The organism is Roseateles sp. (assembly GCF_047654805.1).
Lineage (GTDB): Bacteria > Pseudomonadota > Gammaproteobacteria > Burkholderiales > Burkholderiaceae_C > Pelomonas.
Genome location: NZ_JASGIV010000001.1, coordinates 3,659,659 through 3,679,377, shown reverse-complemented (window position 1 = coordinate 3,679,377; position 19,719 = coordinate 3,659,659). Strand labels below are relative to the sequence as shown.

Sequence of the window (19,719 nt, the reverse complement as noted above, 5' to 3'; positions counted from 1 at the left end):
TGGGAATACGCAATCCGGCTGCCAAAACCGCCATGCTCAAGGCTTGAGGGCGAGGGTCAGGAAGGCGCGCGCGCGTTCCCAGTCGCGCTGCACGGTGCGCAGTGACACCTGCAGCGCGCTGGCAATCTCGGATTCCGACAGGCCGGCGAAGAAGCGCATCTCGACGACGCGGGCCATGCGGGCGTCCAGCTTGGTGAGCTCCTCCAGGGCATCGTCCAGCGCGATCAGGTCCTCGGGCGCGTCAGCGACGGCATTGGCCGCGGCAGTGTCCAGCGTCAGGTGTTCCACCTGGCCGCCGCGGCGTTCGGCCGCACGCCGCCGCGCCATGTCGGTGACGATGGATCGCATCGCACGCGCGGCGTAGGCCAGAAAATGGGAGCGGTCGGCAAAGTGCTGCTCGCCCAGCGACTGCATGCGCAGCCAGCACTCATGTACCAGGGCGCCGGTGTCGGCGGCGGTCACGCGCGGCGCGCGGGCGAGCCGCGCACGGGCCAGGCCTTGCAGTTCGCGGTACATCAGTGCGAACACTCGCTCGCCTGCCGCGGCATCGCCCCGGCTGGCGTTGTGCAGCAAGGAGGTGACCGGGGCATCCATGGCGGGCCACTCTAGCAGCCGGGGGCGGATCGGCGCAGGCGACAAACACCGGCCCCCCGCGCCAGCCATCCCCCGCGTTTCGGGGGTGCTGAAAGTGGCGGGTCGGTGGAGGCGGCTGCGTGTTCAGAAGCAGGGATCTGTCGTGGTGGCGGGTCCATCCGCCTTCAGCCCCTGGAGCAGACGCCATGCACGCCTACCCCCTGATCGCTCCGGCACGTGCCGGCCGCCGTCACCCTGCCGATCTTCGCCTGCGCGCGCTCAGCGCCGCCGCGCTGCTGGCCATGGCCGGCCTGCCGCAACTGGCATCGTCTGCGCCGTGCACTTTCACGGCAGGAAACTACAGCGGCTCGGGCTGCGCAACGACGCTGCTCAGCGGCGACACACTGAGCATCAGTCCCGGCGGTTACAAGTATCTCGACCTGCTGCTCACCGCGCAGGCCGGTGCCGTCATCGATGCCACGGACAGCCTCTACTTCGTGGGCGGCAACACGCTCAACAACGCCGGAGCCTTCCGGTTCGGCAGCGATGCCAGCCTGTACGACAACGGTACGTCCGGCGTGCTCGTCAACACCGGCACGCTCTCCAAGATCGGTGGTACGGGCGACAGCACCATCAACATCAGCGGTTTCGTCAGCAATGGCGGCAACGTCAACGCGCAGACTGGGCGCATCGTCTTCAACAGCAGCGGCAGCTTCAATGCCGGCAGCAGCTTTACCGGGCCGGGCCAGGTGCTGATCGCTGGCGGCGCGAGCTTTGCCGGCAGCTTCTCGTCGGACGGCAGTCTGGTGCTGGCCGGTGGCACCTATACCGGCAACGCGGGCACGCCGGCACGCCTTGCGAGCGGTACCGTGCAGTGGATGAGTGGCTCGATGGCCGGCCAGTGGCAGACGGCTTCCGGCTCGACCGTCAACGTCTTGGGCGGAGGCTACAAGTACGTGGCCGGCGCGATCACCAACGGCGGTGCCATGGCCGCAACCGACAACCTGTACTTCAACGACGGACAGACGCTGACCAACACCGGCGCCTACCGGTTTGACAACGACGCGGGTCTCGTCAGCAATGGCGGGGCGAACTACTTCGTCAACAACGGCGTGCTGGTCAAGGCGGGTGGCACGGGTGACAGCACCATCGGCATCAATGGGTTCACCAACGGCGCGGGCGGCATCATCGATGCTCAGACAGGGCGCATCGTCTTCAACAACGGGGCGGTCCTCAACGACGGCTCGGTCATCGCAGGCGCCGGCCAGGTGTCCATCACAAACGGCGCTACCTTCAGTGGCGCGCTATCCACGGCCAACAACCTCTACCTGTCGGGTGGAACCTTCAACGCCAACAACGTCGTGGCGACCGGCGACGTGCACTGGACCAGCGGCACGCTGGCCGGCACCTGGCAGACGGCCAGCGGCAGCACGTTGCATGTGGCGGGCGGCGGCTACAAGTATGTGGGCGGCTCGCTGACCAACGCCGGCACGATGACGGCCGTCGACAGCCTGTACTTCAACGACGGTACCTCGCTCGTCAATAACGGCCGCTACGAGTTCGCCAACGACGCGGCGCTCTACGCCAACGGCGGCTCGAACAGCTTCGTCAACAACGGCACGCTGGCCAAGGTGGGAGGCTCAGGCGATAGCTACGTCACCGTCACCAGCTTCACCAATGCGACAGGCGGCATCGTCGACGTACAAACCGGGCGCATCGTCTTCAACCGCGCGCCGACCTTCGCCAGCGGCAGCGTCATCACAGGCGCGGGCCAGGTCGCCATCGTCGATGGCGCTACGTTCAACGGGGCCCTCGCGACGGCCAACAACCTCTACCTCGCCGGAGGCACCGTCACGGCCAACAACGTCACCGCAACCGGCGACGTGCACTGGACCAGCGGCACGCTGGCCGGCACCTGGCAGACGGCCAGTGGCAGCACGTTGCACGTGGCGGGCGGCGGCTACAAGTATGTGGGCGGCACGCTGACCAACGCCGGCACGATGACGGCCGTCGACAGCCTGTACTTCAACGACGGTACCTCGCTCGTCAATAACGGCCGCTACGAGTTCGCCAACGACGCGGCGCTCTACGCCAACGGCGGCTCGAACAGCTTCGTCAACAACGGCACGCTGGCCAAGGTGGGAGGCTCAGGCGATAGCTACGTCACCGTCACCAGCTTCACCAATGCGACAGGCGGCATCGTCGACGTACAAACCGGGCGCATCGTCTTCAACCGCGCGCCGACCTTCGCCAGCGGCAGCGTCATCACAGGCGCGGGCCAGGTCGCCATCGTCGATGGCGCTACGTTCAACGGGGCCCTCGCGACGGCCAACAACCTCTACCTCGCCGGAGGCACCGTCACGGCCAACAACGTCACCGCAACCGGCGACGTGCACTGGACCAGCGGCACGCTGGCCGGCACCTGGCAGACGGCCAGCGGCAGCACGTTGCATGTGGCGGGCGGCGGCTACAAGTATGTGGGCGGCTCGCTGACCAACGCCGGCACGATGACGGCCGTCGACAGCCTGTACTTCAACGACGGTACCTCGCTCGTCAATAACGGCCGCTACGAGTTCGCCAACGACGCGGCGCTCTACGCCAACGGCGGCTCGAACAGCTTCGTCAACAACGGCACGCTAGCCAAGGTGGGGGGCACGGGCGACAGCTACGTCACGGTCAATGGATTCACCAACGGCGCAGGCGGAGTCGTCGATGCGCAAGCTGGTCGCATCGTCTTCAACGGCAGCCCGGTCTTCCAAAGCGGCAGTGCCGTCACCGGGGCTGGCCAGGTGGTCGTCGTGAGTGGCGCCACGTTCAGCGGGGCGCTGTCCACGGCCGGCAACCTCTACCTCTCGGGCAGCGGTACGGTCACGGCCAACAACGTCGTGGCGACAGGCGGCGCGCATTGGACGAGCGGCACGATGGCAGGTCAATGGCAGAGCAGCGGCGGCGCGCTGTCGGTCGAGGGCGGCGGCTACAAGTACGCCTCGGGCCTTGCGCTGTCCGGCCGGACCTTGGCCACGGACGCTCTCTACGTCTACGGTGCCGGCGCGCTCTCCAACAACGGCCGCTATGAGTTCGCCAACGACGCCGGCATTTACGGCGGCGGCGAGGTCATCAACAACGGCCGTATCGTGAAGACCGGCGGCACCGGCACCAGCGACCTGTCCAACACCGCTCTGCAGAACGCCGGCACGCTGGAATCGCAGATCGGCACGCTGCGCCTGCCCGACAACTTCGTCAACACAGGCACGCTGATGGGTGTGGCCAGCATCCAGGTCGACGGCATGCTGACGAACAACGGCCACATCGCGCCAGGCGCCGCGGCGTCCACCGGGACGCTGACGCTTCAGGGCAACCTGCAGCAAGGTGCGATGGGCGTACTAGACATCCGCCTCACGTCCGCATCGCTGAGCGACATGCTGCAGGTCAACGGCACCGCCGGCATCGGTGGCAGCACCTTGGCACTTAGCTGCTTCGCCTGCGTTTTGAACGACGGCGAGTCCTACTTGCTGATGAGCAGCACGGGGCCACTGAACGGCGTCTTCGGCAGCGTGACCACGGTCGGCTTCGGCGTTGGGTTCCAGTACGCCATCGACTACAGCCATACCAACCAGGTCTGGCTCAACGTGCTGGAAGTCGGTGCCGTGCCGGAGCCATCCACTTACGCGATGCTGTTGGCCGGCGTGGGCGTCATCGGCTGGCTGGTGCGCCGCCGCAAGGCGATCGCCTGAGTGGTCCGGCGCAACTCGGCGCCAGGACGAGGTGGCCTCGATAGACTCGGGGCATGCCCACCGAAGACATCCTCATCAACTGGTCTCCTCAGGAGACTCGCGTCGCGGTCGTCGAGAACGGCGCCGTGCAGGAACTCCACCTGGAGCGCACGCTCGAGCGAGGCCTGGTCGGCAACGTCTACCTTGGCAAGGTCGTGCGCGTGTTGCCGGGCATGCAGTCGGCCTTCATCGACATTGGCCTGGAGCGTGCCGCCTTTCTGCACGTGGCAGACCTGCACAGCGCATCCCAGTTCGGCCACGGCAGGCATCAAAGCGCCCATGGTCCGGACATGCCGCCCACGCCCATCGAGCGCCTGGTCTTCGAGGGCCAGCCGCTGACGGTGCAGGTCATCAAGGACCCCATAGGCACCAAGGGCGCACGTCTGTCCAGCCAGATCAGCATCGCCGGCCGCATGCTGGTCTATCTGCCGCAGGACGAGCACATCGGCATCAGTCAGAAGATCGGTTCACCCGAGACACGCGAGGCGCTACGTGCGCGGATGGTGGCGCTGGTGGGGACCAAGGAGCAGGGCGGGGGCGGCGGTTTCATCCTGCGCACCAACGCCGAGGATGCGAGCGACGAGGAGTTGGCCGCTGACATCGCCTACCTGCGCAAGACTTGGCAGCAGATCCGCTCGGGCGCGCTCAGCACGCCCCCCGCCAGCCTGCTCCACCAGGACCTGAGCCTCGTCGAACGTGTGCTGCGCGACCTGACGAGCGAGCGCACCGGCTCCATCCGCATTGATTCCAAGATGCAGTACGACGTGCTGCGGCAGTTTGGCGAGACCTTCATGCCGGCCGCGACGGCCAAGTTGGAGCATTACCGAGGCGAGCGGCCCATCTTCGATCTTTGCAACGTCGATGCCGAGATCGCGCGCGCACTGGCGCGCAAGGTGGAGCTGAAGTCCGGCGGCTCGCTGGTGTTCGACCAGACCGAGGCAATGACGACCATCGACGTCAACACCGGGGGCTTCGTCGGTGCCAAGAACTTCGATGACACCATCTTCAAGACCAACCTGGAGGCGGCGGGGTCGATAGCGCGCCAGCTCAGGCTGCGCAACCTTGGTGGGATCATCATCGTCGACTTCATCGACATGACGCGCGAGGAGCACAAGGCTGCCGTGCTGGCCGAGTTCAAGAAGCAACTGGCCCGGGACCGCACCAAGGTCACCGTCGGGGGCTTCACGCAACTGGGCCTGGTGGAGATGACGCGCAAGCGTACGCGCGAGTCGCTGGCGCGCATGCTCTGTGAGCCCTGTCCGACGTGCGAGGGCCGCGGCCAGGTGAAGACGGCGCGCTCGGTCTGCTACGACATCCTGCGCGAGATCCTGCGTGAGGCGCGCCAGTTCTCGCCGAGGGAGTTCCGCGTCGTCGCGGCCGCCAACGTCGTAGAGATGCTGCTCGACGAGGAAAGTGCGCATCTCGCCGGACTGTCCGACTTCATCGGCAAGCCCATCTCGCTGACGGCCGAGCCCACCAATCAGACCGAGCATTACGACATCGTGCTGCTTTGAGGGCATAGCCGCGGCGCAACGCGGCCTTGTCTGACGTGACCACGGCCTGCCTGCGGCAGAATCGCGCGTCATGCTCGAACTCGTTTCCCGCCGCCGCAGCCTTGCGGCCCTTGCCTCGCTGGGTGCAGGCCCCGTGCTTGCCCAGGTCCGCATCGACATCGCCGGCGTTGGCGGCACCCGCATTCCGGTCGGCATCGTCGACTTCCGCGACGAGTCCAGGTCGCCTCAGCCCATCGCCGCCATCGTGCGCGCCGATCTCGAGCGCAGCGGCCTGTTCCGTAGCGTCGATGCGCCCGGAGCCTTGAGCGAGACCAGCAGCCCGGCCTGGCCTGACTGGCGCGCCCGCCAGGCCGATGCCCTCGCGGCCGGCTCGGTCACGCGTCTGGCCGATGGCCGGCTCGACATTCGTTTCAAGCTCTGGGACGTCGTTAAGGGTACCGAACTGGTCGGCGAGGCCCATGCGGTTCATCCCGACGATGCGCGCCTGGCGGCCCACCGGATCGCCGACACCATCTACGAGAAGCTGACAGGTGAGCGTGGTGTCTTCGCGACGCGCATGGCCTATGTCACCAAGGCCGGCCCGCGCTACAGCCTCGTCGTTGCAGACGCGGACGGCGAGGGCGCCAAGGTCGCGCTGACCAGCCCCGAGCCCATCATCTCGCCGGCCTGGGCGCCCAATGGCCGCGAGCTGGCCTACGTGAGTTTCGAGAGCCGCAAGGCCACAGTGCGCATCCAGGACGTGCTGACCGGCCAGCGACGCGTGCTGGCCGACTTCAAGGGGACCAACAGTGCGCCGGCCTGGTCGCCCGACGGCCAGCGGCTCGTGCTCAGCCTGTCGCGAGAGGGAGGCACGCAGCTCTTCGTCATCAACCGTGACGGTTCCGGCCTGCGCCGCCTGGCACGCAGCAGCGCCATCGATACCGAGGCCTGCTACTCGCCTGACGGCAGCAAGATCTACTTTGTCAGCGATCGTGGCGGTGGCCCGCAGATATACCGCATGCCGGCGGACGGTGGCACGGCCGAGCGAGTCAGCTTCAGCGGCAACTACAACATCAGCCCGGCCGTCAGTCCGGACGGCCGCACGCTGGCCTACATCACGCGGACCGGCGGGGCCTTCCGTCTCAGCGTCATGGATCTCGGCACGGGCCAGTCCCAGCAGATCAGCGACGCCAACGACGACGAGAGTCCTGCCTTCTCGCCCAACGGCAAGCTCATCGTCTACGCCAGCCGTGCCGGCGGCAAGGAAGTGCTGATGACGACGACGTTGGACGGCAAGATCAAGACACCGCTGCTGGTCACTTTGGTTGAGGTGCGCGAGCCGACCTGGGGTCCTTTTACGCGTTAGTAACTTGACACCCCGTCCCTTGTTGGACAATGCAGCGCCCGCGCCGTCGACGGTGCAGGCCCCCAATCCCTTGCCCCCCGTCCGTTGTGGAGAACATTCGAATGAAACTGACCCGCTATGCGCTCACCCTGATTGCCGCCGCCGCCCTGGCCGGTTGCGGCTCCGCCGTCAAGCTGGACGAGCCCGCGCCGGTCGAGACGCGCCAGCCCACGCCGCCGGCGGTGACCCCGCCGCAGCAACCGGCCCAGCCGGCCCAGACGGCCGTGCCGACGGTGGATCTGTTCAGCCAGTACACCCAGGACGTCAAGGACAAGCGCGTCGTCTACTTCGACTTCGATAGCGACGTTGTCAAGGAAGAGTATCGCCCGCTGGTCGAGCTGCATGCCAAGCGCCTGAACGCCAACAAGAAGGCCGCCCTGAACCTGGAAGGCCACACCGACGAGCGTGGCGGCCGCGAGTACAACCTGGCCCTCGGCCAGCGCCGTGCCGAAGCCGTCGCCAAGTCGCTGACCCTGCTGGGCGTCGGTGCCAACCAGGTCGAAGCCGTCAGCTTCGGCAAGGAGCGCCCGGCCGTGCAAGGCAGCGGTGAAGAAGCCTGGGCCAAGAACCGCCGCGTCGAGCTCAAGGACAAGTGACAGTGATGCGCGTTCTGCGACTGTCGCTCACGGCGATCGCCGTGGGAGCGGCCTTCATGCAGCCCGCCCAGGCGGGCCTGTTCGAGGATGACGAAGCCCGCAAGGCCATCCTCGAACTGCGCACCAAGGTGCAGGCCAACGAGGACGCTGCCAAGCAGCGCGCCGAGCAGCTCAACGCCCTCATCCAGGATCAGCTGCAGCCGCTGCGCCGCAGCATCCTGGACCTGAATGGCCAGATCGACGCCCTGCGCGCCGAGATTGCCAAGCTGCGCGGTGCCAACGAGCAACTCGCTCGCGACCTGGCCGACACGCAGCGCAAGCTCACCGATCAGTCGCAGTCCGTCGAAGCACGCCTCAAGCCGCTTGAACCGCAGAAGGTCAGCCTTGATGGTCGCGAGTTCCAGGTCAGCCCGGATGAGCGCAGCCAGTACGAGGCCGCCATCGGCCTCGTGCGCCGCGGCGACTTTCCCGAGGCAGTCGGCGCGCTCAATGCATTCCTGAAGCGCTACCCCGCCAGTGGCTACACCGATTCGGTGCGCTTCTGGCTTGGCAACGCCCAGTACGGCAAGCGCGACTACAAGGACGCCATCGCGACGTTCCGGGCCTTCATCGCCGGCAACGCGGACCATCCGCGCGCAGGCGAAGCCCTGCTCGCGCTGGCCAACTGCCAGATCGAACTGAAGGACAGCAAGGGCGCGCGCCGCAGCCTCGAAGACCTCATCAAGGCCTACCCCAGCACCGAAGCCGCGCAAGCCGGCAAGGAACGCCTGCGCGCCTTGAAGTGATGGATCAGCTCGAAGCTGATCTGGAGCGCCGCTTCGGCGGCCTGCGGCGCCTGCATGGGGACGCCGCCTACCAACGACTGCGGGCCGCACGCTTCGCGGTCGTGGGGCTGGGCGGCGTCGGTTCCTGGGCCGTCGAAGCGCTCGCGCGCAGCGGGGTGGCCTCGCTGACGCTGATCGACCTCGACCAGGTCTCCGAATCCAACATCAACCGGCAGATCCAGGCGCTCGGCTCCACCGTCGGCATGGCCAAGGCGCAGGCGCTGAAGAATCGCGTCGCCGACATCCACCCCGGCTGCGACGTGCGCGTCATCGAGGAGTTCGTGGAGCCAGGCAACTGGCCGGCACTCGTTGGCGACGCGGCGTTCGACGGGCTCGTCGATTGCTGCGATCAGGTGCGTGCCAAGGCCACGCTGGCGGCTTGGGCCCGCGAGCGCGGCCTGCCCTTCGTCACCGTCGGCGCGGCCGGCGGCAAGCGTGAGCCGCACCGCGTGGAGCTCGACGATCTCGGCGCGGCCACACACGACCCGCTGCTGGCCTCTCTGCGCCAGCGCCTTCGCAAGCAGCATGGCGCACCGCGTGCGGGAAAAATGGGGGTCGCCTGTGTCTACTCGCGCGAGCCTGTCCATCTGCCTCAGCAGGCGGAGGGTGAGGCCTGCGACATCGACGGCAGCCTGAACTGCCATGGCTACGGCTCCAGCGTCACCGTCACGGCGACCTTCGGCCTGTGTGCAGCGGCCGAACTCCAGCGCTTGCACCTGTCCCGCAAGCCGTCCTGATGCCTTGGATGCCAAGAATTCAAAAACTTCTTGCAGAGTCAATAAAAACATGCCTACAATGGCAGGCTCTGCTTGACGCGGGATGTTAGCTCAGTCGGTAGAGCAGCGGACTTTTAATCCGTTGGTCGCAGGTTCGAATCCTGCACATCCCACCAGAATTTTTGGCGCTGATTCAATAGAATCCACGCTATAATCATTGGCTCAGCAAGGTCATCCAGGCTGAATCAAGGGCTCTTAGCTCAGTTGGTAGAGCAGCGGACTCTTAATCCGTTGGTCGTAGGTTCGAATCCTACAGGGCCCACCAATTCAACGTCCCGGGGCATCCTGGGAAGTAAAAAACCCCTTAGGAATCAACGCTTAAGGGGTTTTTTGTTGTTCCAAGCGATGCGGGTAAATCCCTCAGGCGCCTAGTGCCTCGTCGGGTAACTCAGGTGTAGAGCGGCCCGCATGACTACCGGTTCTCCACTGACGGGCAAGGCAGTCCGTGCAACGATGAGCCAGGTCCAAAAGGACTGCAGCGCCGCGGCGTCGTAGGGCGGCGTGAATGCTGGTGAGGGCCGCCTGGAGGTTCATGACCATGGTCGCGGGAGTCAGCCCGTGGTGGCGTGCTGCGCTCTGAGCGGTGGTGCCGGTACTGTCTCCGGTTCCGGCCATTTGGCGTTGATGTACCGCTTCGTGGATTGACGGAGCAGCGCTGCGGCGGCTGCGGCGCTGGCAAAGCTGCCGTGGCGTGCGAGCGCCCGTTTGAGGCGGGCCCCCAGCGGGGTCGCAACCTCGAGCACTCGCTCGATGTACGGTCGGTGGCCGGGTAGGAGGGCGTCGATGACGGAAGGGGCGATGGCCATACGCGAGATGGGCAGGGCTGTGCAGTGCCAGTTGCCCGTACAGCAGCGGGCCGTCACTGCGGCCTGCATTTCGGTGGGGGACGGGCCAATGATGAATCGGATCCGTTCGACACCGCGGGCCTTAAGGTCTTCAGCGATGGCAAGCCATTGCGAGTCCTTGGGGCCGGAAGCAACCCAGGATCCAAGGTAGTCGGGCTGGCCGTCGTAGAGCACGCCAATCGCCCAGAGCATTGGCATGGGATGCGTGTCGGCTTTGCCGCTCACCCGTGCCGAGATCGGGTTGAAGAGGACGGACACGTAGGAGCGGCAAAGCGGCTGGTCCTCGGGGTCGCGTTCGCTGATCAGGGAGGTGTTCATCGCTGACTCCTGACAATCGCTACCTCAACCGTAACAGAGACGGATGAGCTGTGCTGACGCAATTCATGATCGACGTCGATCCGTTCGAGTTCGTTCGCGACGCGAACAACCCTTCGGCGACCGACGGCTGAGTGGGCGTGAAGGCCGGCCTGTCCGAGGACGCGAACTTCAGGCAAGGCCGGCCGCCGGTGCTCCGCCGAGTTCTGCGCCGCGTGCTCGGCATGCAGATGTGCGTGCACCGTGACGGCGGACCTTGAGGTTCCGGTGCCGTGATCAAGGGGCTGTTCATCGCATCTTGCCGTTGATCAAGGCGGTCTGCCGCCCGAAGTCCTGCCGAATTGCTCGATCTCTTGAGGGCTTCGCGGCCCGACTCAGCGGTGGCCGCTCCTGCTTCCCGGCCTCCCGTCGTCAGCGATGACGCACTGTGTGGCTGCGCTTGTTTGCAAAGCGCATAACCGTTCATGTTTTGCTTCGTTTGCTGCAGAACCCGCCGGTCCTAGCCTTGCTCGGTTTTCGCATGAGACCCGACATGAGCACCTCAGTTCTCGAAGAACCCGAAGTCCTGGCGCTTGCCCGTGAGGCGGCCCAGGCCGCCGGCTTGCCCTTCGCCGGCAGCCTGACGCCGCGTGAGGCCTGGATCCTGGTCCAGGCCGGCCGCGCGGTCCTCGTGGATGTACGCAGTGCCGAGGAGCGCCATTTCGTGGGCCATGTGCCCGGCAGCCTGCACGTGGCCTGGGCCACCGGCACGGCGTTGAACCGCAATCCGCGCTTTGCCAAAGAACTGGATGCCAGGGTCGGAGCCAAGTCGGGCAACGAACTGCCCGTGCTGCTGCTATGCCGCAGCGGCAAGCGCTCGGCCCTGGCGGCGGAAGCCGCGACCAAGGCCGGCCTCGTCAACGTCTTCAATGTGCAGGAAGGATTTGAAGGCGACAGCGACGACCACCAGCAGCGCGGCCACTTCAACGGCTGGCGTTTCCACAGTCTGCCCTGGGTGCAGGACTGATGAGTGCTGCGACCGAGGAGCTGCAGGGCATCGTCGAGGCCTTGCGCGGTGCGCGCCGCCGCTGGCGCGAAGAGCACCGGCGCTGGGGCGATGGGGGGCGGGAGCTGCCGTCGCGCGAACTCCTTGCCGACATCGTGCAGCAGCTGGCCGGCGCTTTGTTCCCGATGCGCCTGGGCCCGCCCGACCTGCAGCCCGAAGATGAGGACTACTACGTCGGCCACACACTGGGTGCCGCCCTCGGACGGCTGCGCCAGCAGGTGGCTCTCGAGCTGCGCCACGGGGCACGCCTGGCCGGCGTCGAGTTGCCGCCGGAGTCGGCTGCCGCAGACAGTGTCTCGGCTTTCGCACGCCGTCTTCCCGCCGTTCGTGAGCTGCTGGACAGCGACGTCACAGCCGCCTTCCAGGGCGACCCGGCGGCACGCAGCGTCGACGAAGTGCTGCTGTGCTATCCGGGGCTGCATGCGCTGATCAGCCACCGCCTCGCGCACGAGCTCTACGGGCTCGGCCTGCCGCTGATCGCACGCGTCATCTCCGAACTGGCTCATGCGCAGACCGGTATTGACATCCACCCCGGTGCGAGGATCGGTGCAGGCTGTTTCATCGACCATGGCACCGGTGTCGTCATCGGCGAGACAGCCATCCTCGGTCGTAGCGTGCGCATCTACCAGAACGTCACGCTCGGTGCCAAGAGCATCCCGACCGACGAGGCAGGCCATGCCCGCAAGGGCCAGCCGCGCCACCCAATCGTCGAGGACGAGGTCGTCATCTACGCCGGCGCGACGGTGCTGGGCCGCATCACCATCGGCCGCGGCTCGGTCATCGGCGGCAATGTCTGGTTGACGCGCAGCCTGCCGCCGGGAAGTCGCATCTCCCAGGCTGATTCCCAAGCCGACTCGCAGGCCGACTCGGCATCCAGCGTCCAGGCGCTGGCCGCGTGACCCGCTTCATCTCAACCCACCCCACCACCACCCGGAGCCTCTTCTTCCATGGCTGACCTCAACCAACTCGCGCTCGGCGATGCCGCAGCGCGGCAGCTGGCCAATGCGACAAAAACAGTCCCGCAACTCTCCACCATCACGCCGCGCTGGCTGACGCACCTGCTGCAGTGGATTCCGGTGGAAGCAGGCATCTACCGCCTCAACAAGGTGGCCGACCCCGAGGCCGTCAAGGTGGCCTGTGCCAAGCGCGACGAAGCCGAGCTGCCCGTCACCTTCGCCGACTACGACGCTGCGCCGCGCGAGTACTTCTTGAACGCGGTCGCGACGGTCCTCGACGTGCATACCCGCGTGTCCGACCTCTACAGCAGTCCGCACGACCAGATCAAGGAGCAGCTGCGCATCGTCATCGAGACGATCAAGGAGCGCCAGGAGTCAGAGCTCATCAACAACCCCGACTACGGCCTGCTGGCCAACGTCGCGGACGAACAGCGCATCTCCACGCTGACCGGCGCGCCCACGCCTGACGACCTAGATGACCTGCTCAGCAGGGTCTGGAAGGAGCCGGCCTTCTTCCTGACCCATCCGCTGGGCATCGCCGCCTTCGGCCGGGAATGCACGCGCCGCGGCGTACCGCCGCCCACCATCAGTCTGTTCGGCAGCCAGTTCCTGACGTGGCGCGGGATCCCGCTGATCCCGAGCGACAAGGTGCCCGTCAACGACGGCAAGACCAGCATCCTGCTGCTGCGCGTGGGCGACAAGCGCCAGGGCGTCGTGGGTCTGTACCAGCCTGGCCTGCCGGGCGAGCAGGGCCCGGGGCTGTCGGTGCGCTTCATGGGCATCAACCGCAACGCGATCGCCTCCTACCTGATCAGCCTCTACTGCTCGCTCGCGGTCCACAGCGACGACGCGCTTGCGGTGCTCGAAGACGTGGAAGTCGGCAAATACCATGAGTACCCTGACACCTACCGTTGACGTGGCGGAAAGCCCGTTCGACGTCGCGGCACTCGGCCGGCTGGCCAACGAACTGTTCGGGAGCCTGAACGCCGGTACGCTGCCGTCGGCGCAGCCCGTGCAGTCCGCCGGCGGCCTGAACGTGCCGGCCAACCCCCTGCCGCCAGGTCTCCCAGGTGGGCCGCTGCCCCAATCCAGCACGACGCAGTTTGGCGGCTTCGGCGCCGCGGCTCCAGGCCTGAATCTCGTGCCGGCCGGCCCGGACCAGGCCGCCGCGCTGCTGCGCCCGTCGGTCGCGCGGGCGCCGCATGCCGAGGCCGGCAACGGCGTGCCCGACGTGCTTCTGGCCAGCGTGCCTGGCGTGGACGGTCGTGCCGGCAGCCAGCTGCTCGGCGTGCCGCAGCAGATCGCGCCGCCGCAACGCACGACCGTGCCCTCGGGCTACTACTTCCTGGAGCCGTTCGCCACATCGCAGCAGCCCCTTTACGTGCTGGACCTGCCGCGTCACCCCGGCCCCGCTGGCCACCACGCTGGCGAGCTGCCGAACAAGCACCAGGTGCAACGCCAGCGCGTACCTTTTGACGTGAACGCCATCCGGCGCGACTTCCCCATCCTGCAGGAGCGCGTCAACGGCCGGCAACTGGTGTGGTTCGACAACGCGGCCACAACGCAAAAGCCCAGGGCCGTCATCGACCGGCTCAGCTACTTCTACGAGCACGAGAACAGCAACATCCACCGTGCCGCCCACACGCTGGCGGCACGTGCGACGGACGCCTACGAGGCGGCGCGCAGGACCGTGGCCCAGTTCGTCAACGCGCGCTCGTCTGAGGAGGTCGTCTTCGTGCGCGGTGCCACCGAGGCCATCAACCTCGTCGCCAACACCTGGGGCGAGCAGCATGTGGGCGAGGGCGACGAGATCGTCGTCTCCCACCTGGAGCACCACGCCAACATCGTGCCCTGGCAGCAACTGGCTGCCCGCAAGGGCGCGCACCTGCGAGTGATTCCCGTGGATGACACCGGCCAGATCATTCTGTCCGAGGTGCAGAAGCTGATCAATCCGCGCACCAGGCTGCTTGCGGTCACCCAGGTCAGCAACGCTCTCGGCACGGTCGTGCCGGTGCAGGAGCTGGTGGCGCTTGCGCAACGGCGGGGCGTCACGACGCTGGTGGACGGCGCACAGTCGGTCTCGCACCTCGCGGTGGACGTGCAGGCCATCGGCTGCGACTTCTTCATCTTCAGCGGACACAAGATCTTCGGCCCCACCGGCATCGGTGCTGTCGTGGGCCGCAAGGAAGTGCTGGACGCCATCCCGCCCTGGCAGGGAGGGGGCAACATGATTGCCGACGTGACCTTCGAGCGCACCGTGTTCCAGCCGGCACCAGCGCGCTTCGAGGCCGGCACGGGCAACATTGCTGACGCTGCGGGTCTAGGCGCCGCGCTGGACTACGTCTCGCGCGTTGGCCTGGCATCCATCGCCCGCTACGAGCATGAGCTGCTGGCCTATGCGACAGAGGCCATCCGCCCTATCCCGGGCGTGCGCCTGATCGGCACCGCGGCTGAAAAAGCGAGCGTGCTGAGCTTCGTGCTGGCCGGGCACGAAACTGCGGCCGTGGGCCAGGCACTGGCGGAGGAGGGCATCGCGGTGCGCTCGGGCCACCACTGCGCCCAGCCCATCCTGCGCCGCTTTGGCGTGGAGGCGACAGTGCGGCCGTCGTTCGCGTTCTACAACACGTGTGACGAGATCGACCATCTCGTATCGGTAGTGCGCCGCCTGGCCAGGGCCTGATGCCATGGGCACCGACACGCTGACCCGCATCGAGGTCCGTCCGCTGCCCGGCAGCTTTGCTGCCGAGGTTGTGGGCCTGGACCTGAACCAGCCGCTGGATGAGGCGGACTTCCGCCGTATCCACCGGGCGCACCTGGACCACCACGTGCTGGTCTTTCGCGACCAGCGCATCACGCCTGAGCAGCAGATCGCCTTCAGCCGCCGCTTCGGCCCGCTGCAGATCCATGTGCTGCACCAGTTCCAGCTCAAGGGGCACCCGGAGATCCTCATCGTCTCTAACATCGTCGAGAACGGCGAGCCCATTGGCCTGGGCGATGCGGGCCACTTCTGGCATTCGGATCTGTCGTACAAGGCGACGCCGAGCCTCGGCTCCATGCTGCTGGCCCAGGAGCTGCCGGCAGAGGGTGGCGACACCCTGTTCGCCGACCAGCATGCCGCCTGGATCGCGTTGCCGCCCGAGCTGAAGCAGCGCGTGCGCAAGCTGCGCGCCGAGCATTCCTATCTCGCCAAGTACGAGGAACTGCGCGAGCGCAACCCCTGGCGACCCAAGCTCAGCGACGAGCAGCTCACGAAGGTCAAGCCCGTCGTGCAGCCGGTGGTTCGCGTCCACCCCGAGACCGGGCGCCTGGCGCTGTTCGTCAGCGAGCATTTCACGACCCGCATCGTCGACCTGCCCGAGGACGAGAGCAGTGCGCTGCTGGCCGAGCTGTTTGTCTACGGCACGCGGCCCGAACTGCAGTACCGCCACCGCTGGCAGCCGCACGACATGGTGTTCTGGGACAACCGATCCGTCACCCACCTCGCCGCTGGCTGCCCGCCCGAACTGCGCCGCCGCATGCACCGAACCACCATCGAGGGCGATAGGCCTTTCTGATCATGACCATGTCCAAGACCCTGCGCCGCCTGGCGCTCGCCGCCCTCATCGCATCACCCCTGACAGCCCATGCCGAGGGACGCATCCGCATCGCCGAGCAGTTCGGCATCGTCTATCTGCTGCTGGACGTGGCCAAGGACCAGGGCCTGATCCAGAAAGCTGGCAAAGCCCAGGGCCTGCCCGACGTGCAGGTCGAGTTCATCGAGCTCTCCGGCGGCGCAGCCGTCAACGAGGCCTTGCTGAGCGGTGGCATCGACATCGCCGGTGCCGGCGTTGGTCCGCTGCTGACGATCTGGGACCGCACGCAGGGCAAGCAGAACGTGCGCGGCGTCGCGTCGCTGGGCAACTTCCCCTACTACCTCGTCAGCACCAACCCTGGCGTCAAGACCATTGCCGACTTTGGCGACAAGGACCGCATCGCGACGCCCGCCACCGGTGTGTCGGTGCAGTCGCGCATCCTGCAGTTGGCCTCCGCCAAGCAGTGGGGCGATGCGCAGTTCAACCGGCTCGACAAGCTGCAGGTCGCGCTGCCGCATCCCGAGGCCACGGCGGCACTCATCAAGGGTGGCACCGAGGTCAACGCCCATTTCGGCAACCCGCCCTTTCAGGAGCAGGTGCTGGCGGGCAACCCGCAGGCCCACGTCGTGCTGAAGAGCTACGACGTGCTGGGCGGCCCGGCGTCGGCGACGGTGCTGTACGCGACCGAGAAATTCCGCAGGGACAACCCGAAGACCTACCGGGCCTTCGTCGACGCGCTCGCGGAAGCGGCCCGGCTGGTGAAGGCCGACCCAGAAAGGGCGGCGGACATCTATCAGCGGACCAACAAGAGCAAGGTCGAACGCGCGCTTCTGCTGAAGATCATCCGCAACCCGGAAGTGGAGTTCAAGCTGACGCCGCAGAACACTTTCGCGCTGGCGGACTTCATGCACCGTGTCGGCGCCATCAAGAACAAGCCGGCGTCGGTGCGGGACTACTTCTTCGACGACGCACATCTCGCGGGCGGGAGCTGAACGTGGTTGCCACAGGTTGGCAGGAACAGCAGGCGCTGGCAGCGGCGGCCCTGCCGTTGCTGCAGGTGCGCGACCTGACGCTGGAGTACCGCAGCGAGAACCGCACGGCGCGGGCGACGCACGAGGTCGGCTTCGATGTGCTGGAGGGGGACCGCTACGTGCTGCTCGGCGCGTCGGGTTGCGGCAAGAGCTCGCTGCTCAAGGCCGTGGCCGGCTTCTTGCCGCCGCGCTCGGGGGAGATCCTGCTGCAGGGCGTGCCTGTGCGTGAACCCGGGCCGGATCGGGTCGTGGTGTTCCAGGAGTTCGACCAACTGCCGCCGTGGAAGCGCGTGCTGGACAACGTGGCCTTCGGGTTGATCGCGTCGCGCCAGTGCGGGCGTGACGAGGCCCGGGAGCGCGCTGCGCACGCGCTGGCCACCGTGGGCCTGAGCCGTGCGGCCGATGCCTACCCGCACCAGCTCAGCGGCGGCATGAAGCAGCGCGTGGCCATTGCCCGTGCGCTGGTGATGCGGCCGCGCGTGCTGTTGATGGACGAACCCTTCGCCGCGCTGGATGCGCTGACCCGACGCAGCCTGCAGGAGGAGCTGCTGAGACTCTGGGCCGAGCTGCGCTTCACGCTTCTCTTCGTTACCCATTCCATCGAGGAAGCGCTGCTGGTGGGCAGCCGCGTCCTGCTGCTGTCGCCGCATCCGGGCCGTGTCCGGGCCGAGCTGGATGCCAGCGGCTTCGATTTCGCCAACTCGGGCAGCGCCGCCTTCCAGGCGCAGCAGCAGCGCATCCACAGGCTGCTGTTCGAGCTATGAGCGCATCTCGTCCGCGCCCGGAGTTCGAACGCGAGCTGCCGCCTCTGCCTGCGCGACCTGTCGACGCGCCTCTGGGGGCAGTGCAGCGTCTGTGGCAGAGCGACGGCGTGCGCCAGCTCGTCGTGCTGGCGTTGATCGCACTGGCCTGGGAGGTCGCCGCCCGCTGGGCCGGCAACGACCTGTTGCTGCCCGGCTTCGTGCAGGCCGTGCATGCCTGGTGGGAAGACCTGCGCAACGGCGAATTGCTCGCGCGCACCGCCGTGTCCATGACGCTGCTGCTGCAGGGCTATGCGCTTGGCGTCTTGCTCGCGTTGACACTGTCGGCGCTGGCCGTCGCCACGCAGCCGGGCCGCGACGTGCTGGTCACGCTGACGTCGCTCTTCAACCCGCTGCCAGCGATTGCGCTGCTGCCGCTGGCTCTGCTGTGGTTCGGCCTGGGCGCCAGTAGCCTCGTCTTCGTGCTGGTGCACGCGGTGTTGTGGCCGCTGGCGCTGGCCACGCTGTCGGGCTTCCAGGGCGTGCCTGAGACGCTGCGAATGGCTGGCCGCAACTACGGCCTGCGTGGCCTGCGTTACGTGCTGCAGATCCTCGTGCCGTCGGCGCTGCCTGCCATCTTGTCGGGCCTGCGTATCGGCTGGGCCTTCGCTTGGCGCACGCTGATCGCGGCGGAGCTGTTCTTTGGCGCCTCCTCGGGCCGTGGCGGGCTGGGCTGGTATATCTTCCAAAGCCGTAACGAGCTTATGACGGACCGGGTTTTCGCGGGCCTTGCGACCGTTGTGTTGATCGGCTGGTTGGTCGAGCGCTTCGTCTTCGACGTGGTCGAGCGGGTGACCGTCAGGCGCTGGGGCATGCAGCGCTGAAATGCCGCGGTGAAACGCGACAGTGAAGCGGCAGGCCGTCAAAGTCCCAGCAGTGCCTTCGCCCGCGCGAGGTGCTCCAGGCGATCGTCGAGCCCGTTGTAGCCGCCATTGATCCGCTTGGTGACCGCCCGCGCGTCGTCGGCCTCGGCCAGCGGGCCGATCTTGCGCGACTGCCAGAACCAGCACGCCACGTCGACGCAGGCGAAAGCGTCCAGTGCCAGTCGGGTGGGATCACTCACGTAGTCGACGCCGGTGAAGCGGCTGTAGTCCCGATAGTTGTTGCGCCCGGTCAGCTGGATCAGTCCTCTGCCCTTAAAACGCGGGCCGTCGCCGGGTTCGTTGTTGCCCAGGTCGGTGCGGCCGTTGTAGGCGCTGCCGTCGGCCAGCTCCTCGGCGTACAGCAGCGAGCCCGACTCGTGCGCGAGCTGGGCGATGAAGTGGGCGATCTGCAGGGGGCTGTCGATGCCGTAGCGCGTCATGCCCTTGACCAGCGGTTCGTAGTACAGGTCGATGCGCCTGGGCATCGCGCGTGGCATCACGATGCCCAGCTTCTCCTTCGTCGGGCCAGGCGGCAGCCCAGCCAGCAGCCGGGCCATCGTGGCGTCGCCGGGAGTCACCAGGCCGTCGGACTCGGGCAGGCCCATGGCGCGCGTCTCGAAGTCCCGGATCGCGTCTATGGTGTTGGGGCCGATCTGCCCGTCGACGCTGAGCTGCTTGAGCGCCACGCCGCTCCAAGCCTCGGCGTTCAGGTTGAGCAGGACCTGAACGATGCGGACGTCCGCGACGTCATTTCGGGCAGCCAGCCCGACGCTCTTGGCAATGCACATGGCAAGGCTCCGTGACGGTCAAAGTCGACCGTTCACCTTAGGCGTTCGCCGTGGGCCGCGAATC

General features: G+C 67.0%; 17 protein-coding genes and 2 tRNA genes. 16 read left to right on the top strand and 3 right to left on the bottom strand.

What is annotated here, in order from left to right; genetic code table 11:
* Positions 1-36: 36 nt before the first annotated feature.
* Entirely contained in the window at positions 37-594 is a 558-nt protein-coding gene (locus QM732_RS16690) for an ECF-type sigma factor (protein ID WP_415657225.1), read from the bottom strand.
* Between the two features lie 185 nt (positions 595-779).
* Here QM732_RS16690 and QM732_RS16685 point away from each other — a divergent pair, with 185 nt between their 5' ends.
* The 8 genes from QM732_RS16685 (at position 780) to QM732_RS16650 (ending at position 9,705) form a co-directional block, all read left to right on the top strand.
* The gene (locus QM732_RS16685; protein ID WP_415657224.1) at positions 780-4,307 is read left to right on the top strand and encodes a PEP-CTERM sorting domain-containing protein; all 3,528 of its coding nucleotides are present in this window, start codon (positions 780-782) and stop codon (positions 4,305-4,307) included.
* A 53-nt stretch (positions 4,308-4,360) separates the two neighbouring features.
* Complete coding sequence (gene rng / locus QM732_RS16680; protein WP_415657223.1) at positions 4,361-5,860, top strand: ribonuclease G; 1,500 nt, start codon at positions 4,361-4,363, stop codon at positions 5,858-5,860.
* 70 nt (positions 5,861-5,930) lie between these two features.
* Positions 5,931-7,205, top strand: coding sequence for a Tol-Pal system beta propeller repeat protein TolB (gene tolB, locus QM732_RS16675; RefSeq protein WP_415657222.1), 1,275 nt, complete (start codon positions 5,931-5,933; stop codon positions 7,203-7,205).
* Positions 7,206-7,306: 101 nt separating this feature from the next.
* Positions 7,307-7,840, top strand: coding sequence for a peptidoglycan-associated lipoprotein Pal (gene pal / locus QM732_RS16670; RefSeq protein ID WP_415657221.1), 534 nt, complete (start codon positions 7,307-7,309; stop codon positions 7,838-7,840).
* 5 nt (positions 7,841-7,845) lie between these two features.
* Entirely contained in the window at positions 7,846-8,625 is a 780-nt protein-coding gene (gene ybgF / locus QM732_RS16665) for a tol-pal system protein YbgF (protein WP_415657220.1), read from the top strand.
* On the top strand, positions 8,625-9,401 hold the full coding sequence (locus QM732_RS16660; RefSeq protein ID WP_415657219.1) for a ThiF family adenylyltransferase: 777 nt from the start codon (positions 8,625-8,627) through the stop codon (positions 9,399-9,401). The genes ybgF and QM732_RS16660 overlap by 1 nt, the downstream gene beginning before the upstream one ends.
* 79 nt (positions 9,402-9,480) lie before the next feature.
* Positions 9,481-9,556 (top strand) — tRNA-Lys (locus QM732_RS16655).
* 73 nt (positions 9,557-9,629) lie between these two features.
* Positions 9,630-9,705 (top strand) — tRNA-Lys (locus tag QM732_RS16650).
* A 286-nt stretch (positions 9,706-9,991) separates the two neighbouring features.
* Here QM732_RS16650 and QM732_RS16645 read toward each other — a convergent pair.
* On the bottom strand, positions 9,992-10,603 hold the full coding sequence (locus QM732_RS16645; protein ID WP_415657218.1) for a transposase: 612 nt from the start codon (positions 10,601-10,603) through the stop codon (positions 9,992-9,994).
* Positions 10,604-11,132: 529 nt separating this feature from the next.
* Between QM732_RS16645 and QM732_RS16640 the strand changes: the two genes are divergently transcribed.
* The 8 genes from QM732_RS16640 to QM732_RS16605 are packed head-to-tail and all read left to right on the top strand — an operon-like array spanning position 11,133 to position 18,828.
* Complete coding sequence (locus tag QM732_RS16640; RefSeq protein WP_415657217.1) at positions 11,133-11,606, top strand: rhodanese-like domain-containing protein; 474 nt, start codon at positions 11,133-11,135, stop codon at positions 11,604-11,606.
* Positions 11,606-12,544: a serine O-acetyltransferase EpsC gene (gene epsC / locus QM732_RS16635; RefSeq protein WP_415657216.1), complete on the top strand. Its 939-nt coding sequence runs from the start codon at positions 11,606-11,608 to the stop codon at positions 12,542-12,544. Before QM732_RS16640 ends, epsC begins: the two co-directional genes overlap by 1 nt.
* Positions 12,545-12,592: 48 nt before the next feature.
* Positions 12,593-13,516 carry a family 2A encapsulin nanocompartment shell protein gene (locus QM732_RS16630; protein WP_415657215.1) on the top strand — a complete coding sequence of 308 codons (924 nt, stop codon included), beginning with the start codon at positions 12,593-12,595 and terminating at the stop codon, positions 13,514-13,516.
* Positions 13,491-15,281, top strand: a complete 1,791-nt coding sequence (locus tag QM732_RS16625) for a family 2A encapsulin nanocompartment cargo protein cysteine desulfurase (protein ID WP_415657214.1) — start codon at positions 13,491-13,493, stop codon at positions 15,279-15,281. Before QM732_RS16630 ends, QM732_RS16625 begins: the two co-directional genes overlap by 26 nt.
* Before the next feature lie 4 nt (positions 15,282-15,285).
* Positions 15,286-16,155, top strand: coding sequence for a TauD/TfdA dioxygenase family protein (locus QM732_RS16620; protein WP_415657213.1), 870 nt, complete (start codon positions 15,286-15,288; stop codon positions 16,153-16,155).
* Between the two features lie 8 nt (positions 16,156-16,163).
* The gene (locus QM732_RS16615) at positions 16,164-17,165 is read left to right on the top strand and encodes an ABC transporter substrate-binding protein (RefSeq protein WP_415657212.1); all 1,002 of its coding nucleotides are present in this window, start codon (positions 16,164-16,166) and stop codon (positions 17,163-17,165) included.
* A 2-nt stretch (positions 17,166-17,167) separates the two neighbouring features.
* Complete coding sequence (locus QM732_RS16610) at positions 17,168-17,968, top strand: ABC transporter ATP-binding protein (protein WP_415657211.1); 801 nt, start codon at positions 17,168-17,170, stop codon at positions 17,966-17,968.
* Positions 17,965-18,828, top strand: a complete 864-nt coding sequence (locus tag QM732_RS16605; protein ID WP_415657210.1) for an ABC transporter permease — start codon at positions 17,965-17,967, stop codon at positions 18,826-18,828. Before QM732_RS16610 ends, QM732_RS16605 begins: the two co-directional genes overlap by 4 nt.
* A gap of 38 nt (positions 18,829-18,866) precedes the next feature.
* Here QM732_RS16605 and QM732_RS16600 read toward each other — a convergent pair whose 3' ends face one another.
* Positions 18,867-19,655 (bottom strand): glycoside hydrolase family 19 protein, encoded by a 789-nt coding sequence (locus tag QM732_RS16600; protein WP_415657209.1) that lies wholly within the window; start codon positions 19,653-19,655, stop codon positions 18,867-18,869.
* Between the last annotated feature and the right edge of the window lie 64 nt (positions 19,656-19,719).